Source organism: Lacrimispora algidixylanolytica (assembly GCF_003609635.1).
In the GTDB taxonomy this organism is placed as follows: Bacteria; Bacillota; Clostridia; order Lachnospirales; family Lachnospiraceae; genus Lacrimispora; species Lacrimispora algidixylanolytica.
Genome location: NZ_MCIA01000015.1, coordinates 102,560 through 124,584 on the forward strand (window position 1 = coordinate 102,560; position 22,025 = coordinate 124,584).

The following is a 22,025-nucleotide window of genomic DNA, read 5'->3' on the forward strand; positions in this document are numbered from 1 at the left end:
TATTAATGGGTGTAATAAAAAATAAGTATTATACTTATTGGTTTAAACACAGTATACTATATCCAAGAATATGATGCAATAAGCATAAGGAGTGGCGGATGGAGAAATCATTAGACGAGATATTATTGGGTGAAATTGATGGGTTTCGAGAACTAGGACATAAATTTATAACTGGTGAAGTAAGTAAAATGGATTTTAAGGGAGCATCCGGTGGCATGGGGGTATATGCTCATAGAAACGGCAAAGAATTAATGATTCGTTTCAGAATCCCATCCGGAATCGCTCGGTTAGAAGCGCTTCAGTTTATTTATGAGTATGCAACAAAATATGGTGCGGAAAATATACATCTTACAACACGTCAGGCAATCCAGCTTCATGGAATTGATATAGACCAAGTCTGCGAGGTAATGGAAGCTGGAATCAAGCAAGGAGTATATACAAGAGGTTCCGGCGGTAACTTCCCAAGAAACATTGCCCTTTCTCCCTTATCAGGCGTGGAAAAAGATGAGGTATTTGATGTTTCTTCCTATGCATTGGCAGTGGGAGATTATTTCTTGCAAAAGATTTATACATATAAGCTTCCAAGAAAATTAAAAGTTTCATTTTCTAATAATGCAGAAGATGCGTCTCATGCAGGGGCGGTTGATCTTGGATTCCTTGCGGTAGAGGAAAACGGGAAGAAATATTTTAAGGTTTATGTGGCAGGAGGACTTGGAAGAAATTCAAAGCTTGGATTAGAATTCCCCGAACTGATTGAACTGGAAGATGTGTTATATCATGTAGAAGCGGCTACACAGATATTTATAAGTGAAGGGGATTATCAGAATAAAAGCAAAGCCCGTATGAGATATATCGTTGATCGTATGGGCGCAGAAGAATTTATGAAATGTTACAAAGAACATCTTAAAAAGGTGACAGAAAGCCAAGTGCTGAGGCTTTCTGTCAACGATAAGGAATATAACAAGGTAGGTTCTAAAACAGAAGTTAAAAGCAGTCGTTTATATGAGCAAAAACAAGATGGATTATACAGTGTCTATGTTCATCCGGTTGGAGGACAGTTATCCTTAAGTGATTTAAAGCTTGTAATCGATCAGGTAAGGGAGATTCCAGATGCAGAGATTAGACTTGCCATGAGCGAGGGCTTCTATGTAAGAAATCTAGATGGACAGGAAGCAGAGAAAATCCTGGAACTTACCAAGCATATAGGTGGAGATAGCCGACTGGAGAGATCTGTTGCCTGTATCGGTGTGCCCACCTGCCAGATTGGTATACTTGAAAGTCAGGAAACATTAAAAGAGGTAATCACTTATTTTAAAGAGAAGAATTATACCGAGGATGTATTACCTCAAATTCATATCTCTGGCTGTTCCAATTCCTGTAGTGCCCATGAAATCGGCGAAATCGGTTTTTGTGGTAAGAAGTTGAACGTACAGGGTGAAGTAAAAGATGCCTTTGAACTGCATTTAGGGGGAAGACTTGGTGTAGGAAATGCAAAGCTTGCTGATTACTGCGGAGATATCCTAAGAGAGAGCTTGCCTGAGTTTTTATATGAGATTGCGTCAGATCTTTCAAAGACAAGGAAAGAATTGAATGAATATATAGAAGAGAATCAACCACAGCTAGAGAATATTTTGGATCATTATATTATAAAGTAAGGAGGCAGTGCTTCTGACAAGTAATCAATCACGATTCGATGTCAGAAGCATCACCTCTTTTTTGTTCCGGATTATTCAGATACAGTTAGAATCCCTCTGATAATATCTGATAAATGGGTGCACCCACACATTGTAAAGGAATGGTCGCAGCCATTTTTGCCTGCGGCCTTAATTGTTGTGCCCAAGCATTCAATCATCAGATTTGATTTTATTATAGAGTACCAAATCTTTTTCTTTCACCAACGGAACCCATGTCCTTGACATTTGCCAGAATTTGTGTGATTGTTATATTATTATCATCAAATAACAATGGAAGAAGAACATATTGCACAGGAAATGCGGTCAAAAAGGGCAAGTCATTGAGCTTGAATTGAGTGTTAAAAAATAAAATTATTCAGTTTGCAATGATATAATTTAGAAGAAAGAGAAGTGTAAGTATAGAATTTAACGTTTAGAAATTTGTTAACCATATCAATAGATTAGGAGGAAAGAATCAATGGTTAGTCAGGAAATCAGAAAGATTGCACCGGAACAGGATCCGCTCAGAATGGGGATGGGGTGGAGTGTTGAAGATTTGTCTAAACCGCAGATTATGGTTGAAAGTACCTTTGGAGACAGTCACCCGGGAAGTGCTCATTTAAACGGATTGGTGGACAAGGCTGTCTCTGGTGTGGGTAAGGCAGGAGGAAAGGCCGCCAGGTATTTTACTACGGATATATGTGATGGTATGGCCCAGGGACATGATGGAATTAATTATTCTCTTGTTCATCGGGATATGATTTGCAATATGATAGAAATACACGCTGGTGCCACACCTTTTGATGGTGGTATATTTATCGCCAGCTGTGATAAAGGGGTACCGGCTCACTTGATGGGAATTGGAAGGGTAAATATGCCGTCTATTCTGTTGACCGGCGGAGTTATGGATGCAGGACCTGATTTGTTGACTCTGGAACAAATTGGAAAATACTCAGCTATGTACCAACGTGGAGAAATTACATATGAAACGCTCACTTATTATAAACAAAATGCCTGCCCTTCCTGTGGAGCCTGCTCCTTTATGGGAACAGCATCAACCATGCAGATCATGGGAGAAGTACTTGGTCTGATGTTACCGGGAACGTCCCTTATGCCTGCAACCTGTGAGGATCTTCTGACAGTGTCGGAGAAGGTAGGAAAACAGGTTCTTGAGCTTATAAAGCTTGGTTTAAAGCCTCGTGATATTGTAACAAAACGTTCTTTTGAAAATGCGGTGATGGTACACGCGGCAATTTCAGGATCAACAAACTCACTGCTACATTTGCCTGCAATTGCCCATGAATTTAATATAGAATTGGAGGGGGAAGTATTCGACCGGTTACATCGGGGAGCCCATTATCTCCTGGATGTCCGTCCCGTTGGAAAATGGCCAGCTCAATATTTCTATTATGCAGGTGGAGTTCCAAGAGTTATGGAGGAAATAAAGTCAATGCTCCATTTGGATGAAATGACTGTTACAGGAAAGACTCTTGGAGAAAACTTGGATGAACTGAAAGAAAATGGGTTTTATGAACGATGTGAAGAATATGGCAGACAACATAATATCACTTGGCAGGATGTGATTCATCCTTTCGAGAATGCAATTGGCACAAATGGAGCCATAGCAGTGTTGAAAGGAAATCTTGCTCCGGAAGGAGCCGTAATTAAGCATACCGCATGTCCGAAGGAAATGTTTGAGGCAACTCTGATTGCAAGACCATTTGACAGTGAAGAGGAAGCGCTACAGGCAGTGCTTAAACATGAAATAAAATCAGGAGATGCTGTGATTATTCGATACGAGGGCCCAAAGGGCAGTGGAATGCCGGAAATGTTTTATACTTCAGAAGCCATATCATCTGACCAGGAACTGGGACGAAGTATTGCTTTAATAACCGATGGAAGATTCAGCGGCGCATCCACAGGTCCTTCTATTGGTCATGTGTCTCCGGAAGCTGCAGAGGGAGGACCAATAGCACTGGTGGAAGAGAGGGATTTAATTTATATCAATATTTTTGAACGGCAGCTAAATGTTGTAGGTATAAATGGGATAGAGAAATCACAGGAAGAGATTTCTCTGGTTTTAGAGCAAAGAAAAAAGAACTGGCAGCCCAAAGAGTCCAAATATGCGTCAGGGGTTTTAAAGCTATTTTCTGAACATGCAGTTTCTCCCATGAAAGGAGCTTATATGAAGTAATACATTCATATTATGAAGAGGAAGCTGATAAGTCCATGCAGGAATTGTTGAAATATTGCAAATTTTGAATAAAATTAAAAAACATATCAAGAGAAGGAGTGATGGTTCATGAAATTGCTGGCATATAATGTCCGAACGGACGAATCAATGTTTTTTCAAAAATTTGCTGAGAAATACGGGGTGGAACTCCATACACTGCCTTACAGTCCCACGTTGGAGAATGCAGGGAATACAGAAGGCTGTGAAGCGGTTAGTGTTGTTACCTCCTCCATTACTAAGGAAATACTTGTAAAATGGAAAGCAAGTGGTATTCACTGTGTATCCACCCGTACCATAGGCTTTGATCATATTGACATAGAGGCCGCTAAGAACTTGGAGATTCCCGTCTCCTCAGTCAATTATACGCCAGCCAGTGTGGCTGAATATACGGTAATGCTCATTTTGATGGCGCTGCGCAAAGTAAAGACGATTATGATTCGAGGGCTGGGGCAGGATTTCTCACTCACCAATGTGCGGGGACGGGAGCTTCGTACCTGTACCGTGGGCATCATAGGAGCAGGAAGAATCGGAGAGGCTGTAATTCAACGACTCCATGGATTTGGGTGTAAAATTCTGGTGCATACATTGCATCCGAAAGAAGAACTCTCATCCTTTGTTTCCTATGTTTCTTTTGACGAACTTCTGCAGGAAAGTGACGTTATTTCCCTTCATGCGCCTGCGTCAGCAGAGACAGAACACCTGATAGGACAGACGGAAATTGAGAAGATGAAGGACGGTGTCGTTCTCATTAATGCCGCCCGCGGTACACTTATTGATACTCCGCACCTGATTGCGGGTCTTGAATCCGGGAAAATCGGCGCTGCAGCGTTGGATGTCATAGAGAATGAAAGGAAATTATTTTATAAGGATTTGAAATATAAAGTATTATCCAATCGGGACCTGGCAATTTTGCAATCTATGCCCAATGTAATCATCACTCCCCACACTGCTTTTTATACCGAAGAAGCGGTGAGTGATATGGTGGAATATTCCATATTAAGCTGCAAAAATGAGTTAGAGGGGAAGGATAACCCCTGGCGGGTAAAATAATATCAAGCATAAGTTCTTATTTGGAAACCATGAACGCTCAGCAATTTCGGCAACCAATAATCGTAAAATATGGAGCAAAGAGATGGAAGCAATAAAGACAGAAAAATATGTGAATGAGTAGATTCTACTTATAAAACTTACCATTAGGTAAGTATATTACTTGAATGTGCCTACTTGATTAATCGTATGCTTATGTTATTATTAGGAAAAGCCTATAACAGGAGGAATTAACGATGAAACTGGAAGTATTTTTTGATTATACGTGCCCATATTGCTATTTAGCTCTTCATGAATTGAATCAATTGTTACCAAATTATCCTGAACTTTCAGTAACATGGAGTCCCTGCGAACTCAATCCCCAGCCTGAGCCCCGGTTTTATGACTGGGAAGAATCTGCTCCGTGGCTTATTGAATTAAAACCTCGCCTGGAAAGCGCCGGATTAACCATTAATCCTCCTTACCCCTCAGGCAATTATACCTATTTGGCAATACAGGGCTTATTATGTCTGGAGGAACAAGGGGCGGATATCAGACGTTATAATGATGCGGTATATAATGCGGTATTTCGCGATGGAAAGGACATTGAAAATCTGGATGTCCTGAGTGACTGTGCTGCTTATGCTGGAGGTGAAGTAAATACATTCCGGCAGGCGTTGGTTTCAAAAACCTATAAGGAACGGCAGTTGGCATTAAGCAAGTACGCTTGGGAAGAAAATCACCTGGATACAGTACCATCCTATCGGTTAGGACAAGCGCGATTGAATGCTGTATACGGTGTTGGTGTTTTAAAAGAGCAGATGATTGAATTTTTAGATGGACAGAAAGCTCTGTATTCAGGTGATAAATAATTTTATTGATTATTTAATGAATTCACATAACCAGCAAGCTTATAATTAAGCTCGTCGAGCGTACTAAAAAGGAGAAATTTGCTGTATAATGACCTCATTGCTATCGTAAAAGTAATTAGCCGTAATAGGATATAGATATTGTAAAAACCCAATAGTTTGATATGATCCCTTTAAAGTAGACAGTACAAGTATAAAAAGTACTACTACTTTGGAGGGATTATTTTATGCATAAATCTCCTTTTACGGTCATAACAAAAGAGAATTGGACAATTTCTCTGAAATCTGATATAGTACGCTAAATAAATGTTTTTTTCTTACTTTTAGACGGAGGAATAAGCTTATGAAAACAATGGCCTTAAAGTCTGTAAAGTTGCCGGCAGTGGGACAGAGAATTTACCGCTCTGTCTGCGGAGTTTGTTTATGTTTTGCTATTTATTATATTCGTGGAAAAGAAGGGATTCCCTTTTATTCTGCTCTTGCAGTACTGCAGTGTATTCAGCCATATAAGGAAAGCAGTACCCAGATGGCAAAGCAAAGGTGTTCCGGTACGTTTATCGGTGCCGCATGGGGATTTCTTTTGCTTCTTATCTTTGACTGGGGGGGAGGAATCTTTGAGGAAAGTGTATTCAGCTACCTGATGATTTCCCTGTTCACCGGGGTGGTTCTGTATACAACTGTTTTATTGAATAAAAAAGACACCTCATATTTTTCCTGTGTGGTATTTTTAAGCATTACAGTGATGCATATGGGAGACAGCAGTCCGTTTTTGTTTGTTATGAATCGTGTGGCAGATACTTTGATCGGCGTGTTCATGGCAATCGCTGTAAATTTCGCACACTTACCCAGAAAAAAGCAGTTGGATGTGTTATATGTTTCGGGGGTAGATGATACTTTGCTCACCAGGGAGGAAAAATTAACTCCTTACAGTAAGGTGGAATTAAACCGGCTTCTTGATAATGGGATGAAATTTACGCTTTCCACCGGCAGAACACCGGCAACTTTGATGGAATCAGTCCGCGGAATCAATCTAAAATTACCGGTGATTGTTATGGATGGAGCCGCACTTTATGATACCAATGATAATTCCTATCTTTTGACGTATGTCTTATCTTACGATCAGGCTGAAAAAATAATAAATTTGTTAAATGAAAGCAATCTTAATTACTTTGCCAATGTAGTAATTGATGATTCACTTGTTATTTATTATGAAAAGCTGGATAATCTGGCAGAACAGGGCATTTACCAGAAACTCAGAAAAAATCCTCTGCGCAATTACGTGAAAAGAAGGCTTCCACAGTATGAAAATGTAGTTTATCTCATGGTGATCGATACTACAAAACAGATCAAGACGGCATATGAAAACCTAATGAATCAGGATTGGTCCGGAGAACTGAAAATACGCACCTACGAATCTAATGATTATCCAGGATTTTCTTATATGAAAATATATAATAAGGAAGCAAATCGGGAACACATGCTAAAGCGGTTGAAAGCGATGCTGGAAATGGAGAAAAGTGTGATCTTTGGAAGTATCCCTGAGCAATGTGATATTTTAATTGAAAATTCATCAAAGAATGATATGGTCAAAAGGTTGAAAAGAGAGTTTGAACCCATTCGTCTGTTTTCAGGGAGATCTAGAGAATGTTAGGTTATCAATAACCGTTTGAATGACTGGACTGATATTAGTATTTAAATCAAACAAAAGTATGTAAACCATTTATTGTTATTTAGCGAGGAGAAAGGTTATAATAGGTAAAGCGTGAGGGAGAGAAATAATCCTCATATATTACGATAAAAGAGGCATACGAAATGGTGGAATTTATTACAAATATGGATTGGGCAGTTTTATACTGGATTCGTGACACATTTACCTGTCCCGCATTGGATTATGTCATGCCTAAGATTACGTTACTTGGAAATAAAGGGTTTATCTGGATACTGACAGCATTCGTTTTGTTTTGTACAAAACAAAATAGAAAGTATGGAATTACGCTGATAGTAGGGCTTTTAACAGGAGTTCTCTTTGGAAATGTGTTTCTTAAAAATCTAATTGAACGTTCCAGGCCTAACTGGATGGAACAAACGATTACACTTTTAATAGCAAATCCAACGGATTTTTCATTTCCGTCAGGGCATACGCTTGCATCTGCCATTGCGGCAACAATCCTTACCATGAGCAATAAGAAGTTTGGATATATTGCAATCCCCTTAGCTTGCCTGATTGCATTTTCAAGGCTATATTTATTTGTTCATTTTCCTAGCGATGTTCTGGGTGCTGCTATCATTGGTTGTTTGATAGGAACATTGGTTTTCATTGGTATAAAACGTATAAGTACAAATACAAAGAAATAGATGGAAGGAGATTTATGATAAAAAAACAATACAAAAGAATAACTGTAAAATTAGCTGTAGTTTCAATGCTGGGCCTTGTTTTAATAACCGGTTGCTCCAGTCCTGACACCAATAAGAATCCCTCAACTTCAACTGAAATCCAAACCAGTTCAATTAGCAGCAGCGAGGATTCCACGACTCAGGCTCCTCTTATTGTTGATTCCGAATTAGAGTCAGCTACTTCTGATCCAAAGCCTTCCTCAGATACAGAAGTTGCTTCTTTTGAAACATATTTTAATTTACTTGGTACTGGTAAAGAGGATTTTATTAAGACCATGAACGAGGAGCCTAATAAAATTGATGAAGGTGGTATGGAATTTAAAAAGGCAGGAATTCGAGTGTGGCTTCATACGGATACTGGAGCCGTCAGTCAGATATTCTTTGAGTCAAAAGATATTGATTTCAATGGTGCTAGAATCGGTGATAAGATAGAAAAATTTAAGACTGCGTTTGGAGAACCAATCAGTGATAAAAATGGCGATATGCATTTTAAATATAAAACTGGTTTCATATCCGTTAATTATGATACACAGACTGAAGTTACCGGTGCAGTCTATCTCTTGAGTGAAGATTTTTAGGAAGATTATAACGCAATGAATGCCTTATCCTAAAAGCTCTAATGACTTTTTTGTGGTATTTGAATTTCGAATGGTGACGCTATTATATGAAGGTTTGCCTACGATTTTTGTTCTGTAAGAATAAGGCACGTTTCCTGGTTATGTAGGGAGCTTAAATAGCTTATTTTATGAAAACAGGCTTGACGTTCTGGCTGGTGGCTAAGTATAATTAAAACTATTAAACTTAGAAGGTGTAAAGAGAAGGTGCAGCATGGGAGATTCAATAAATAAGTGTGATTGCCAGGCAATTAATGAGGAATTAGCAGACAAGGTGAAAGCGGAGATGGAAGACGACGACTGTATTTCACTTCTTTCGTCATTCTTCAAATTAATCGGTGATGATACCAGAATTAAAATCATGTACGCATTGTCAAAAAGTGAGTTGTGTGTAAATGACTTGGCGGTGATTTTAAATATGACCAAATCTGCAATTTCTCATCAATTAAAATTGCTCAAGATGTCTGGTCAGGTGAAATCAAGGAAAGATGGGAAATTTGTATATTATACATTAGACGATGAACATGTTTTTGAGATAATAGAGAATGCTTTGATTCATGTGAAGCACCAGAAATAATAAAACAGCGCCTGTAGCGAAAGCACAAGCGCTGTTTTCATTAGGATTTGAGTTTTGTTATATTCAGTGCCCGCAGTGCATTTAGAATAGCAATTACAGAAACACCTACATCTGAGAAGACAGCTTCCCACATGGTTGCTAATCCAAATGCGCTTAAAATCAAGACTCCGATTTTAACAGCCAAGGCAAATATTATATTTTGCCGTACAATACCAAGTGTCTTTTTCGATATCTTGATAGCAGTTCCAAGCTTAGACGGTTCATCTGTCATAATTACCACGTCAGCGGCTTCGATCGCGGCATCGGATCCTAAACCACCCATGGCAACGCCAATGTCAGCTCTAGCTAAAACAGGAGCATCGTTAATCCCATCACCAACAAAGGCAAGTTTTCCTTTTGCAGACTTCTGAGTAAACAATTCTTCTAGCTTATCTACTTTATCCCCTGGTAGTAACTCGGTATAAACTTGATCCATCTGTAGCTCTTTTGCAACTTTTTCTCCAACACTCTTAGAATCACCAGTGAGCATCACCGTCTGCTTCACGTGAGCTGCCTTTAAGGTCTGGATTGCCAAAGCCGCATCTGGTTTTACTTTATCTGAGATTACGATATATCCGGCATAACTGTTATCAACAGCTACATGAACCACGGTTCCGATAGCTACATCTTCTGAGTAGGAGATATTAAGTCTTGTCATAAGCTTACTGTTTCCAGCAGCCACCACTTTCCCGTCAACAGAAGCAATGATACCAAGACCAGAGATTTCTTCTACATTACTTAGACGGTTTTTGTCAATCTCTTTTCCATAGGCTCTTTTTAAAGAAAGAGAGATTGGATGATTGGAGTAGCTTTCCGCATAAGCTGTGAGGGCTAATAATTCTTCTTTTGTAATATCCTTAGCATAAATCTCTTGAACATCAAAGACTCCTTGAGTTAAGGTTCCTGTTTTATCAAATACAACTAATTCTGTCTGGGCAAGTGCCTCCAGATAATTGCTGCCCTTCACAAGGATACCAGCTTTTGATGCGCCACCGATGCCACCAAAGAAACTGAGAGGGACGGAGATAACCAAAGCACAGGGGCAGGAGACAACTAGGAATGTAAGTGCACGATATAACCATTGCTCAAAAGAAGCCCCTGGTATCACGAGCGGTGGAATTACTGCAAGCAATAACGCAGATATTACAACAATCGGTGTATACACAGCCGCAAATTTAGTAATGAAGTTTTCTGAATTTGACTTTTTACTGCTGGCATTTTCAACCAGATCTAAAATCTTACTTACGGTTGATTCCCCGTATTCTTTGGTGACCTTAATTCTTAAAATACCGTTTATATTCACGCAGCCACTTAATACATCGCTTCCTACCGCAGCTTCTCTAGGAACTGATTCACCGGTTAATGCGGAAGTGTCAATCATGGAAGTGCCATCGATTACCGTGCCATCCAAAGGAATCTTTTCTCCGGCAGCAACCAGTATTGTGTCACCAATTTTCACATCATCAGGGTCTACACGGGTGGTATCCCCTGATTCAATCACCAGATTGGCATAATCAGGACGGATATCCATTAATTCCGAGATAGATCTTCTGGACTGAGATACGGCATAACTTTGAAATAATTCCCCGACCTGATAAAAGAGCATAACAGCCACCGCTTCGGGAAATTCTCGGATGCAAAAGGCTCCGACAGTGGCAACGGTCATTAGAAAATTCTCATCAAAGACCTTACCTCTAAGGATATTACGTATGGCTTTCCATACAATATCCCCACCTATGATAATATAGCTAATGGTAAACATAGCAGGGGAAAACCAGCTAATCTCTGGTTTGATTAAAAAGGCCATCAAGTAAATTATGCTGCCTATTATAATGCGTATCAATCTCTTTTTCATGTTAGGACATCTCCTTTATCAAGTTACCTGCTGTGCAATTTCATTGAGACATCAGGTTCTATTTTTTTGACGGTTTTTTTAACAGACTGTAATGTTTTCTCTGTATCATTATCATTTAGTTCAATGGTCATCTTTGTTGTCATGAAATTAACAGAAGCTGAAGTAACTCCGTCTAAGGAGCCCACCGCTCTTTCGATTTTTGCTGCACAGTTTGCACAGTCAAGTCCTTCTAGTATAAATGTCTGTTTCATAGTAAATCCTCCTATTATTTTAAATTTTTATAGTGTCAAGTGTCCAGATTGTTAAATGAACGATTGAGCAACTGTTCATATGTTTATTATAGTTGAACGAACACTCAATTGTCAAGCGTAATTTATTTGTTTTTGATATTATTAGAATTCTCATATAATTTTGACAAAATTGCTTTTATGAAGCTCAAAGAAGGAGAGGGTTCCTTTGCTTCAGGGGGGGAGTACTGTTTTTGAGAAGGGAAGAAAGTTATGATAAAAACAAAAGAAATGATTGGTAGTAAACTAGTTAAATCAGGACTGTAACAAAAGCGGAATTCAAATGTAAATGGATGGAATCAAAACCGAGGAAGGAGATAAAAATACAATTGATAGAGAAGGTGTTGACATGTAATAAAAACGATAATATAATACAAATGTGGAACCGGTTCCGCAAAAATAATTTATATAGTTATGAGGGAACGATTCTTTGAAACTATATGTTATAAACTGTGGAGTACAATGATATCAAGAAATTAAGTATGGTATAAAGAGTGAGAAGTCAATATGTAAAATCACCAAGTAAGTAAACGAGTTTTAATAGCAAAAACAAGGTTTTAATTGAGGAGGAAGAAAATGGCTCGGGATGAAAAGTTTACGAAATTAGCAGAAGAGGTGTTAAAAGAAGTCGGCGATAAAGAGAATATTATGAATGTTACTCATTGCGCCACCAGATTGCGTTTTAATTTAAAAGATGAAACCATTCCCAACGATGAAACGCTCAAGGGAATAAAAGGAGTACTTGGGGTTATTCGGGCAGGGGGACAGCTTCAGGTTATCATCGGTCAGGATGTGTCAAAAGTTTACGATGAGTTTTGCAATGTAAGCGGATTACAGAATAATAGTGTAGTGAATGAGGCTGATAAACCAAAGGGAAAAACGACTATAAAATCATTTTTAAATGGAATCTTGGATGCGCTTTCAGGAAGCTTAGTACCTGCTATACCAGTTATTACGGCATCAGCATTTTTTAAGATGCTTGCAGCAATATTGGGACCAACCATGTTGAATTTAATCAGTGAACAAAATGATTTTTATGTTTTAGCAACTTTTGTAGGAGATGCAGGTTTTTATTTCTTTCCAGTTATAATTGGTTATACTTCAGCTAAAAAATTCAAAGCATCACCAATTATGGGGATTTTACTGGGTGCAATCATGTTACATCCTACATTTACAGGTCTTGTAGGTAAGACATTCAGCGTCTATGGAATCCCCTGTTCCGTACAAAATTATGGAAGCACGATTTTACCAATCATTTTATCTGTCTGGGTAATGTCATACGTTGAAAGATTCTTTCATAAACATTTACCTTCTGCATTAAGAAGTGTTTTTGCTCCAGCTTTTACAATTGGAGTTATGCTTCCGATTACCTTATGCGTTGTAGGGCCAGCCGGTTCATTCTTAGGAAACTACATTGGCAACGGTATTATAGCAATAGGAGCAGTTACAGGATTTCTAGGAGTTGCAATCATTGGTGCTACTTTTGAATTTTTAGTTATAAGCGGTATGCATATGATTTTAATTACCTTTTTATTCCAGATATTCGCAACGGCTGGACACGAGAACTTTGTAGCTGTGGGTATGGCTGCAGCAACCTATGCAGTAGCAGGAATGTGTTTGGGAGCTGCGTTAAGAATTAAAAATTCTGAACAAAAATCTCTGTCATTTGGATTCTTAATATCTCTGTTAGTGGGAGGAATTACTGAACCAGGTCTGTACGGTATAGGTATTCGATATAAAAAACCATTATTAGGCTTGATATCCGGTGGTTTTGTAGGCGGCTTGTATATGGGAATCCTGCATGTTGGACACTATACGCTGATACCATCTACCAATCTCGTAGGTTTATTAGCTTTTACTGGTAATGGAGTAGGCAACTTGGTAAATGGAATTATCGGTTGCATTATCTCAGTAATTGTTTCGGCAGTGGTTACTTATTACTTTGGTTTTGATAAAAACGATCCAATTGTAAAAGGTAATTAAGAAAGGCTTGCCATATGAAAAAAATTTTAATAAGAGCAGATGATCTTGGTTATAGTGAAGCAGTGAATTATGGAATTGTAAAAGCAGTGAAAGATGGACTGGTTAAATCAATAGGATTGATGCCTAACATGATAGCCGCAAGTCATGGTATTGATTTAATTAAAGATTACAATATTTGTTTGGGACAGCATACAAATATCTGTATAGGCAAACCAGTTTGCGATCCGAAGTTAATTTCCAGTTTGGTCAAGGCAAATGGCGATTTTAAATCATCAAGTGATTATCGTAACTCAGAGCAGGACACTGTTGTCTTAGAAGAAGTTATTATGGAAATTGAAGCGCAATACAGGCGGTTTGTAGAATTGAGCGGATATGAACCGAAGTATTTAGATGGTCATGGAATTAAAAGCCAGAACTTTCTTAAAGGATTAGAAAAAGTAGCTGAAAAATTCAATCTAAAATATTCAGGGTCGACTTTTGGAAATAAACCTATGATTGTAGGTAAAACGAATGTTTATGTTCATATTGCACACTCTGTGGAGCAGAAATCAATAGAACCTTTAATTGAAGCAGTGGAGCAGGGACATGACGGTGATTGTGACATGGTCATCACACATCCTGGATATATTGATGCGTATATATTGGAACATTCATCGGTAAATATCCCTAGAGTCTATGAAGTGGAGATGCTATGCAGTGAATCTACAAAAAAATATTTGAACCGTGACGATGTTGCGTTAGTAACATATGATGATTTATAATAGAAGAGTCAAGTCAGCTAAGATTCGGTTTCGTGTTGAAGATTTTTTGTATGTAGGTTCTTTGGGTTCAATTATATCTGAGATTTTAGAAAGCAGGGATGAATAAAATGTTTGGTTTTTAAAAAAAAGATACCGGACATGCTTTTGGGCTTACAAGAGGAGATGGGGTAGAAGTATTGGTTCATATAGGAATTGACACGGTAAATCTAAACGGAGAAGGATTTACTATCTTATCCAAACAGGGAGATGAGGTTAAATGCGGTGAGCCGATTATCAAACTTAACCTGGACTTATTAAAGAAAAAAAATATAGATTTATCTACAATGCTCATCATTACTAATAGCAAAGAGAAAGATGTTCAATTTATTGAATATGGACAAGTAAGCAATAAACAGAAAATAAACCGGTAGGAGATGCTGAAATGAAAGAAAAGGACTATTCTATTTTTGAATATCGGATGCAAAAAGAAATACAAAATCATGAAATTGTATACAATGAAAAATTAAATGGGAAATTCGAAAAGATTTCAGTCAGAACAAGCGTTTCAGGATATGTGGATGGATACATCTACCGGCCGGAAAATTATAATGACGCAGATATTCTGCCGGTCATGTTTAATCTTCACGGAGGAGGAAATGTCCTTGGTTATCCGGAACTTGATGGTATATATTGTCAGAAGTTAGCAAGTGCTGCTCATTGCGCTGTAATTAATGTTGATTATTGTCTGGCTCCGGAATTTAAATTCCCGAAACCGGTTTTGTCAACGTATGAGGCAATCGTACAAATAAAGAAAAACAGTCATTTATATAAAATTGATGACAAAAAAATTGTTGTTGGCGGTCATAGTGCAGGCGGAAATATATCTGCTGCGTTATGTTTATTGGATCGAGAAAATAAAGAGATTGGGATTAGTGGCCAGATTCTGGATTACGCACCTTTGAAACAATCTTTAAGTGAAGAAGACAGGCAGGCACTTGATCCAGACAAAGCATTAAGTCCCAACAGAATGCTTCAATATATTAATTGGTATTTCGATGATCTTAATGATATAGATCATCATCTGGCTTCCCCTCTGTCAGATGATCTACATGATCTTCCAAGGATGCTTATAATAGGGGCTGAGTATGATTCCTTATTAAAAGAGGAAGAAGATTTTGCAAAGAAGGCTAAAGCTGCTGGAAACAATGTGAAATTTGAACTATTTAAGAATTGTCAACACGGCTTTACACACAAATGGCTGAAAGAGTATAATAAAGAAGAATCGGACAGAGCGTGGACCATGATGGGGGGATTTTTATCGGAGGTTTTTCGGGGTGCTGTGAGCAGTGAAGAAGACAACCATAACATTAAAAATTGAAACGGGTAGAGGAAAACTTTGTGTTAAAGATGGGGGATACCATGGAACCTAAAATGAAATATACATATGAAGAAATGCCTAAAGTGGTTAATTATCCGGAAGGAACAAAGGTAGTCAAAGGGGATAAAGATAATATACGAGCATTTATCGGTGAAGATGTTGTATATACGAAAAGGGATGGAATTGATTTAAAGCTAAGGCTTGTCTATCCGGAAACTCTTGATAAAAATAAAAAATTTCCTTTATTTTTTCATATTCAGGGTTCAGCCTGGAAAAAACAAAATCTTAATAGCCACATTCTGGATTTTAAAGATATTATTACACATGGATATATTCTGGCTATTGTAGAGTATCGTCCCAGCGATGTGGCATTATTTCCGGCTCAGATTTTGGATGCAAAATGCGCAATGAGGTATATACAAAACCATAGTGACGAGCTTCTTATTGATATAAATAATGTATTTATATCTGGTGAATCAAGCGGAGGACACACCTCTGCGATGTGTTGGGCAACATGGAAAAATTTCAGCTTGGATGATACGCACGAAGTTCTTTGCAAGGTAAGAGGATTTATCGACTTATATGGAGTAAGCAATCTATCTACGATGCATAAATATCCTTCTGCTTTTGACCATGATAAATCCTCTCCTGCAACTATGATCATTGGTGTCGACAGCCTTTTAGATAATCTGGATTTGGCGTTAAAAGCTTCTCCTGTTTCTTATGTTGATAACGAATCAAATAATGATCCGCTGCTTATCATGCATGGAAATAAAGACCGGGTTGTCCCATTTGAACAGAGCATAGAGCTGTATGAAACGTGTGTCAAATATAATAAAAATGTAGAATTTTATTGCGTAGATGATGGGGATCATGGAGGAAATGTATTCTATTGCCAGGATACATTAAATGTCCTCATTGATTTTTTGGGAAAATATATTGATAAATAGTTAGCTTTTACTCTTGCCGAGATATTCACTGGATAAAGAATTACACCATCCAAGATTTCTGGCCTGTATTACTATTTTTTGATAAACTTTTTATTAGTAATTTTAAAATCAAATAAGGCTAAGAAAATAGCTAATTATTATATTATTTCAATACTAATATAACAATTAGCTAAATTGAGTTAGTTGAAACTTATCTGGAGGAAATCATGGAAAGAAAAGTCACCATTCAGGATATTGCCACAATGGCCGGTGTATCTAAAAGCAGCGTATCTAGATATTTAAATAATGGATATATCAGCGAAGACAAAGCTAAGAAAATAAAATCGGCAATTGAAAGGACAGGTTTTGAAACCAATTTTTTTGCTAAAAGATTAAAAACAAAGAAGAGTGGATTGATTGGTATTGTGATTCCAAGAATTGATTCGGTTACGGTAGGTAAGTTTTTAAATGGTATTAACAGAAAATTAAGAGAAAATGATTATCAGGGAATGATTTTAATCAGTGAGTTGGATATAGAAAAAGAATTGGATAATATCAACAGTCTTAATCAGCAAGGGGTTGATGGGATAATTATTAATTCAATGTCAATTACCAAAAAGCACTTAGAAATAACAAGCAAGCTAAATATTCCAACAATCTTCACGGGACAAAAAAGTGAGTTTATTAATTATATTAAATTAGACGATTATAAAGCGGGCAGAATAATGGGGGAATATTTTAAAGCAAAAGGTCATAAGGAAATCGTTTTTCTGGGCATAAATGAATTTGATAAAGCAGTAGGAATTGAGAGGAAAAGTGGTTTTATTGATGCAGTAAAAGAAAATAATCCGGGCAGTAGGGTTCAATTTGTGGAAACAGATTTTACGTTCACCAGTGCTTATCTTAAGGGCGATGAAATATTGAAATATAAGCCAACAGCCATTGTTTGTGCTACGGATAACATATGCCTGGGAATCCTTCGATATTTACATGAAAGAAACATAAAAGTTCCGGATGAAATTTCTGTTGCTGGTTTCGGTGGATATGAGATAGGTGGTGTTTCCTATCCTGCGATTACCACGATAGCTTTTGATTATGAATTGATTGGTATAAAGACGGCTCAGGGGATCCTGGATTTAATTGAAGGGAAGGAACTGGAAGAAAACAATGACATAGCTTTGGAATTAATAGAAAGAGAGAGTGTGAAAGAAATTGTTGATAAGGGAGGTATCGGATGACAAATCCCCATTTATATGAGCAAATAAATCAAGATTTAAAGAATTATTATGACAATGTAAAAAATAACAAAAGAAATCTGTGGAGAAATAATTTTCATATTGAAATGCCCTTTGGTTTGATCAACGACCCCAATGGATTATGTTACTATAATAATAAATTCTATATCTTTTACCAATGGAATCCCTTTAGCTGCGAACACAAATCTAAACACTGGGGATTGGTAACAACAACAGATTTTGTAAATTTCACAAGGCCAGAGATAGTTTTAAGGCCAGAGGAATGGTTTGACAAAGATGGTTGCTATTCTGGGGGGGCATATGTCAAAGATGATACTTTGCAGTTATTCTATACTGGAAATGTGAAAGGGGAGAGTGGTCAAAGAGAATCGTATCAATGCATGGTTGAATATAAGAAAGATGGTAACTTTGATAAAAAAGGTGTAATAATTGATAAACAACCGGAAAGTTATACGACTCACTTCAGAGATCCAATGGTATTTGAAGGCAATGGGATATATTACATGGTGCTCGGAGCTCAGACCGAAGATTTAAAGGGAAGAGCATTGATCTATAATTCGGAAGATAGTTTTAAATGGAGTTTTGCTGGTGAACTAAAAACAAATATGAATGACTTTGGTTATATGTGGGAATGTCCAAACTTATTTAAGATCAGCGGGAATCAGTTTGCATTTTTGTTTTCCCCTCAGGGATTAAATGAAGAAGAATTTAAATATCAAAATACGTTCCAATCTGGATATGTGATTGGAGAGCTGGATTTAAATGATGTTTCTTTGAAGCATCACACAGAGTTTAGAGAAATTGACAAAGGTTTTGATTTTTATGCACCCCAGGTTTTTCGGTATGAAGAAAAACATATTATGATGGGATGGATTGGAATGCCTGACAATGAGGGGGAATATGTAAGCTCGCAAGACGGCTGGATCTTTGGTTTAACCATGCCAAGAGTTTTAAAATATATTGATGGTGTCATATATCAGGAGCCGCTTGAATTTTTGGAGAATTTAAGAGAATCACAAATAGTGGATTTGGAAAATGAAATTGTAGATAATTATAAGATTACTCTTGACACAAGAACGATAGAATGTAACCTGGATTTGGATATGAAAGATTACAATGACCTGGAATTGAAGATGAAATTTGAAAATGAAAGTATTTCGATATTCTACAATAAAGAAGAGGAAATCTGTATATTAGATAGAAATAGTATGGAGCTTGGTGGAAAAGGAGTGAGGAAATTTAAATTAAAAGCTGATAAATCACTAAAGCTGCATATGTTTATAGATAATTCAACGATAGAAATATATTATCAAGATGGATTAGAAACTACAACTTTCGCTTATTTTCCTAAATGTGATGATTTTGAGATTGAAATCAAGAATAAGGCGAAAATAAATAAATTACAAATTTGGAACTTGAGAAAAATTAATTATGTCTAACAAATTGTTTTGTTAGACAAGTTGTGGATTGATATGGCTTGTGCTAATAATACCTTTACGGATATAATGGAAATGCTACGTTAGCTTTAGTCGGAATGAATTTCGATAGAGAGTTGAAGAAAAATTTTTACAGTTTATTGAATGATGCAATAATCGATATTGGTTGTTTCTTTTGAAATAATCTGATATCATAATCAACATCTGTTTATAATAAAAGGAGGTTTCACTATGAATATAAGATTTCCAGATGGATTCCTATGGGGTGGAGCAGTAGCTGCGAACCAGTGTGAGGGAGCATATAACGAAGATGGGAAGGGATTAAGCACTCAGGATGTAACTCCCCAGGGGATCAAAGGGCCTAGAACAATAGAACCCACACCAGACAATATGAAGCTGATTGGAATTGATTTTTATCATCGCTATAAAGACGATATTAAGCTTTTCGCAGAAATGGGATTTAAGGTGTTTCGTACCTCCATTGCCTGGAGCCGAATATTTCCAAATGGGGATGAAAAAGAACCAAATGAAAAGGGACTCCAGTTTTACGATGATCTATTCGATGAGTTACTCAAACATGGAATTGAACCTCTCGTAACCATCTCTCATTATGAGACTCCCTTAAACCTGTCAATCAATTACGATGGCTGGATTAACCGGGATATGATAAGTTTTTATGAGCGTTATGTCAGGACTATTTTCAATCGCTACGGCGAGAAGGTAAAGTACTGGCTGACATTTAATGAGATTAACTCGGTACTACATGAACCGTTTTTAAGTGGTGGAATCTATACGGATAAGAGCAAATTAAAGAAACAGGATCTTTATCAGGCCGTTCATCATGAATTGGTAGCAAGTGCTCTGGCAACGAAAATAGGCCATGAGATGATACCTGATAGCAAAATTGGCTGTATGGTCTTAAGTATGCCAATGTATCCCCTGACCTCAAACCCAGATGATGTGATTGCGGCGATGAAATCCGATCATATGAATACATTCTTTGGTGATATGCATGTTAGAGGGCAATATCCTGGATACATGAAGCGATATTTTAAAGAAAATGACATTGAGATTAAGATGGGCGAAGGCGACGAAGAGTTGTTGAAGAATCACACTGTGGATTTTGTATCCTTTAGCTATTACATGAGTTCTTGTGAGGCAGCCGACCGAACCAAAGCACAAGCTGGAGAAGGAAACCTTATGGGCGGAGTGACAAATCCCTATTTAAAGCAAAGTGAATGGGGCTGGGCGATTGATCCTCAGGGACTTCGCTATGTGCTCAATCAGTTTTACGACCGTTGGCAGAAACCTTTGTTCATTGTAGAAAATGGATTAGGGGCAGTTGATGAGCTGGTAACAGAGTTAGATGGAACAAAAACCGTTGTTGATGATTACCGAATCAATTATTTAAGAGATCATCTGCTTCAGGTGAAGGAAGCTGTAGAAGATGGCGTGCCGGTTATGGGTTATACCAGTTGGGGCTGTATTGATTTAGTGAGTGCCTCCACTGCAGAATTAAAGAAACGGTACGGTTTTATCTACGTTGACCGCAACGATGACGGCTCAGGTACTTTAAACCGATATAAGAAAAAATCCTTTGATTGGTATAAAAATGTAATAGCAACCAATGGAGAAAATCTGTAAAAGTATACAAATTGCACGGAATATTATTGGTTAAAATTCCAGTTGTTTTTGTAACACTCCTGTGCTAAGATTGGGATAGTTTACAGGAGTGTTACTATTAAATTAGGCAAGTCTGCATCTGCTTTTTTGGTGCATACTTGTTTTTTTGTTTTTTAAATATATCTGTAACGTTTATCATTCATTGAAACAGTGGGATTGAGGATACTTTTATGAAAATGGTTATTAAGCAGATATTAAATACAAATGCTGTGATATCGAACGATGAAAATGGACAAGATGTCTTGCTCCTTGGAAGTGGACTTGGTTTTAAAAGTCGCAACGGAGATGTAATCGATCAGGAGCGGGTTGAAAAACAGTTTATCTTAAAAGATAAAAACCATAAAAGTCAGTTTCGAGAAATTTTAGATACCGTGCCACAGGAATACATCATGGTGGCAGAGGATGTGATTGATTATGCAGTTCAGGTCTATGATATGACCCTGAATGAAACCATTCATATCTCCTTGGTCGATCATATTTACCATGCGGTTGAAAATTTTAAGCAGGGGTTTGTTGTACCGAATTCGATTCTTCATGATATCATACGATTCTATCCGGACGAATATAAGGTTGGTCAGAAGATGCTTGATTTAATCGAGGCAAAATTTGATTACCGGTTATCCAATGATGAAGCAGGATTTGTAGCCATGCATTTTGTAACGGCACGGCATAATCAAATAAGCGGAAATGCAAAAAAAATGATTGTTATGGTAAGTGAGCTAAACGATTTGATTCTATCTGAGCTGAATTTTCAGGTAAAAGAAGATTCGTTGCCGTATTACCGATATATGACCCATTTGAAATTTTTCGCACAGCGTGTCATGACTAAGTATTATTATAAAGAGCATGGTGGAGCACGTATGTTAGAAGAGTTGCTTAGAAACTACCCTGATGAATATCATTGCAGCCAGAAGGTATGTAAATACATTGAAGATAAATATCATTACAAAGCAGGGCATGATGAATTAATATATTTGGCAGTTCATTTGTCGCAATTAAAAAACAGTTAGAATTTGGCAGTGTTATGATTAAGTTCAGCAAAGCCTGGTTATT

19 protein-coding genes are annotated in these 22,025 nt (G+C 37.5%); 17 read left to right on the plus strand and 2 right to left on the minus strand.

What is annotated here, in order from left to right:
- Positions 1 to 98: 98 nt before the first annotated feature.
- From BET01_RS10740 to BET01_RS10775, 8 genes are all read left to right on the plus strand, one after another.
- Positions 99 to 1,655 carry a nitrite/sulfite reductase gene (locus tag BET01_RS10740; protein WP_120196801.1) on the plus strand — a complete coding sequence of 519 codons (1,557 nt, stop codon included), beginning with the start codon at positions 99 to 101 and terminating at the stop codon, positions 1,653 to 1,655.
- Positions 1,656 to 2,151: 496 nt separating this feature from the next.
- Positions 2,152 to 3,867 (plus strand): dihydroxy-acid dehydratase, encoded by a 1,716-nt coding sequence (gene ilvD, locus BET01_RS10745; protein ID WP_120196802.1) that lies wholly within the window; start codon positions 2,152 to 2,154, stop codon positions 3,865 to 3,867.
- Positions 3,868 to 3,975: 108 nt separating this feature from the next.
- Entirely contained in the window at positions 3,976 to 4,956 is a 981-nt protein-coding gene (locus BET01_RS10750) for a D-isomer specific 2-hydroxyacid dehydrogenase family protein (RefSeq protein WP_120196803.1), read from the plus strand.
- 233 nt (positions 4,957 to 5,189) lie between these two features.
- Positions 5,190 to 5,804 carry a DsbA family oxidoreductase gene (locus BET01_RS10755; RefSeq protein ID WP_120196804.1) on the plus strand — a complete coding sequence of 205 codons (615 nt, stop codon included), beginning with the start codon at positions 5,190 to 5,192 and terminating at the stop codon, positions 5,802 to 5,804.
- 340 nt (positions 5,805 to 6,144) lie between these two features.
- Positions 6,145 to 7,452, plus strand: coding sequence for an HAD hydrolase family protein (locus tag BET01_RS10760; protein WP_120196805.1), 1,308 nt, complete (start codon positions 6,145 to 6,147; stop codon positions 7,450 to 7,452).
- Positions 7,453 to 7,613: 161 nt separating this feature from the next.
- The gene (locus tag BET01_RS10765) at positions 7,614 to 8,156 is read left to right on the plus strand and encodes a phosphatase PAP2 family protein (protein WP_120196806.1); all 543 of its coding nucleotides are present in this window, start codon (positions 7,614 to 7,616) and stop codon (positions 8,154 to 8,156) included.
- Between the two features lie 14 nt (positions 8,157 to 8,170).
- Positions 8,171 to 8,773, plus strand: coding sequence for a hypothetical protein (locus tag BET01_RS10770; protein WP_120196807.1), 603 nt, complete (start codon positions 8,171 to 8,173; stop codon positions 8,771 to 8,773).
- A gap of 250 nt (positions 8,774 to 9,023) precedes the next feature.
- Positions 9,024 to 9,386: an ArsR/SmtB family transcription factor gene (locus BET01_RS10775; protein ID WP_120196808.1), complete on the plus strand. Its 363-nt coding sequence runs from the start codon at positions 9,024 to 9,026 to the stop codon at positions 9,384 to 9,386.
- A gap of 40 nt (positions 9,387 to 9,426) precedes the next feature.
- Here BET01_RS10775 and BET01_RS10780 read toward each other — a convergent pair whose 3' ends face one another.
- Both BET01_RS10780 and BET01_RS10785 read right to left on the minus strand, forming a co-directional pair.
- Complete coding sequence (locus BET01_RS10780; RefSeq protein WP_120196809.1) at positions 9,427 to 11,280, minus strand: heavy metal translocating P-type ATPase; 1,854 nt, start codon at positions 11,278 to 11,280, stop codon at positions 9,427 to 9,429.
- A gap of 23 nt (positions 11,281 to 11,303) precedes the next feature.
- Complete coding sequence (locus BET01_RS10785; RefSeq protein ID WP_120196810.1) at positions 11,304 to 11,531, minus strand: cation transporter; 228 nt, start codon at positions 11,529 to 11,531, stop codon at positions 11,304 to 11,306.
- A 612-nt stretch (positions 11,532 to 12,143) separates the two neighbouring features.
- Here BET01_RS10785 and BET01_RS10790 point away from each other — a divergent pair.
- The 9 genes from BET01_RS10790 (at position 12,144) to BET01_RS10830 (ending at position 21,982) form a co-directional block, all read left to right on the plus strand.
- Entirely contained in the window at positions 12,144 to 13,550 is a 1,407-nt protein-coding gene (locus BET01_RS10790) for a PTS transporter subunit EIIC (RefSeq protein ID WP_120196811.1), read from the plus strand.
- 14 nt (positions 13,551 to 13,564) lie between these two features.
- Complete coding sequence (locus BET01_RS10795; RefSeq protein WP_120196812.1) at positions 13,565 to 14,311, plus strand: ChbG/HpnK family deacetylase; 747 nt, start codon at positions 13,565 to 13,567, stop codon at positions 14,309 to 14,311.
- 176 nt (positions 14,312 to 14,487) lie between these two features.
- Positions 14,488 to 14,721: a PTS glucose transporter subunit IIA gene (locus BET01_RS10800; protein WP_120196813.1), complete on the plus strand. Its 234-nt coding sequence runs from the start codon at positions 14,488 to 14,490 to the stop codon at positions 14,719 to 14,721.
- Between the two features lie 11 nt (positions 14,722 to 14,732).
- The gene (locus BET01_RS10805; protein WP_120196814.1) at positions 14,733 to 15,668 is read left to right on the plus strand and encodes an alpha/beta hydrolase; all 936 of its coding nucleotides are present in this window, start codon (positions 14,733 to 14,735) and stop codon (positions 15,666 to 15,668) included.
- Positions 15,669 to 15,709: 41 nt separating this feature from the next.
- Positions 15,710 to 16,618: an alpha/beta hydrolase gene (locus tag BET01_RS10810; RefSeq protein ID WP_158585039.1), complete on the plus strand. Its 909-nt coding sequence runs from the start codon at positions 15,710 to 15,712 to the stop codon at positions 16,616 to 16,618.
- A 206-nt stretch (positions 16,619 to 16,824) separates the two neighbouring features.
- On the plus strand, positions 16,825 to 17,835 hold the full coding sequence (locus BET01_RS10815; RefSeq protein ID WP_120196816.1) for a LacI family DNA-binding transcriptional regulator: 1,011 nt from the start codon (positions 16,825 to 16,827) through the stop codon (positions 17,833 to 17,835).
- A complete protein-coding gene (locus BET01_RS10820; protein ID WP_120196817.1) occupies positions 17,832 to 19,292 on the plus strand; it encodes a sucrose-6-phosphate hydrolase in 1,461 nt (486 codons plus the stop codon). Before BET01_RS10815 ends, BET01_RS10820 begins: the two co-directional genes overlap by 4 nt.
- A 228-nt stretch (positions 19,293 to 19,520) precedes the next feature.
- Positions 19,521 to 20,933: a glycoside hydrolase family 1 protein gene (locus BET01_RS10825; protein ID WP_120196818.1), complete on the plus strand. Its 1,413-nt coding sequence runs from the start codon at positions 19,521 to 19,523 to the stop codon at positions 20,931 to 20,933.
- A gap of 209 nt (positions 20,934 to 21,142) precedes the next feature.
- Positions 21,143 to 21,982, plus strand: coding sequence for a PRD domain-containing protein (locus BET01_RS10830; protein ID WP_120196819.1), 840 nt, complete (start codon positions 21,143 to 21,145; stop codon positions 21,980 to 21,982).
- The last annotated feature ends 43 nt before the right edge of the window (positions 21,983 to 22,025 follow it).

What these genes read in the sequence shown, in the direction of transcription:
- BET01_RS10740 (WP_120196801.1), top strand. Translation starts at nt 99, where the DNA reads ATGGAGAAATCATTAGACGAGATATTATTGGGTGAAATTGATGGGTTT.
- ilvD (WP_120196802.1), top strand. Translation starts at nt 2,152, where the DNA reads ATGGTTAGTCAGGAAATCAGAAAGATTGCACCGGAACAGGATCCGCTC.
- BET01_RS10750 (WP_120196803.1), top strand. Translation starts at nt 3,976, where the DNA reads ATGAAATTGCTGGCATATAATGTCCGAACGGACGAATCAATGTTTTTT.
- BET01_RS10755 (WP_120196804.1), top strand. Translation starts at nt 5,190, where the DNA reads ATGAAACTGGAAGTATTTTTTGATTATACGTGCCCATATTGCTATTTA.
- BET01_RS10760 (WP_120196805.1), top strand. Translation starts at nt 6,145, where the DNA reads ATGAAAACAATGGCCTTAAAGTCTGTAAAGTTGCCGGCAGTGGGACAG.
- BET01_RS10765 (WP_120196806.1), top strand. Translation starts at nt 7,614, where the DNA reads ATGGTGGAATTTATTACAAATATGGATTGGGCAGTTTTATACTGGATT.
- BET01_RS10770 (WP_120196807.1), top strand. Translation starts at nt 8,171, where the DNA reads ATGATAAAAAAACAATACAAAAGAATAACTGTAAAATTAGCTGTAGTT.
- BET01_RS10775 (WP_120196808.1), top strand. Translation starts at nt 9,024, where the DNA reads ATGGGAGATTCAATAAATAAGTGTGATTGCCAGGCAATTAATGAGGAA.
- BET01_RS10780 (WP_120196809.1), bottom strand. Translation starts at nt 11,280, where the DNA reads ATGAAAAAGAGATTGATACGCATTATAATAGGCAGCATAATTTACTTG.
- BET01_RS10785 (WP_120196810.1), bottom strand. Translation starts at nt 11,531, where the DNA reads ATGAAACAGACATTTATACTAGAAGGACTTGACTGTGCAAACTGTGCA.
- BET01_RS10790 (WP_120196811.1), top strand. Translation starts at nt 12,144, where the DNA reads ATGGCTCGGGATGAAAAGTTTACGAAATTAGCAGAAGAGGTGTTAAAA.
- BET01_RS10795 (WP_120196812.1), top strand. Translation starts at nt 13,565, where the DNA reads ATGAAAAAAATTTTAATAAGAGCAGATGATCTTGGTTATAGTGAAGCA.
- BET01_RS10805 (WP_120196814.1), top strand. Translation starts at nt 14,733, where the DNA reads ATGAAAGAAAAGGACTATTCTATTTTTGAATATCGGATGCAAAAAGAA.
- BET01_RS10810 (WP_158585039.1), top strand. Translation starts at nt 15,710, where the DNA reads ATGGAACCTAAAATGAAATATACATATGAAGAAATGCCTAAAGTGGTT.
- BET01_RS10815 (WP_120196816.1), top strand. Translation starts at nt 16,825, where the DNA reads ATGGAAAGAAAAGTCACCATTCAGGATATTGCCACAATGGCCGGTGTA.
- BET01_RS10820 (WP_120196817.1), top strand. Translation starts at nt 17,832, where the DNA reads ATGACAAATCCCCATTTATATGAGCAAATAAATCAAGATTTAAAGAAT.
- BET01_RS10825 (WP_120196818.1), top strand. Translation starts at nt 19,521, where the DNA reads ATGAATATAAGATTTCCAGATGGATTCCTATGGGGTGGAGCAGTAGCT.
- BET01_RS10830 (WP_120196819.1), top strand. Translation starts at nt 21,143, where the DNA reads ATGAAAATGGTTATTAAGCAGATATTAAATACAAATGCTGTGATATCG.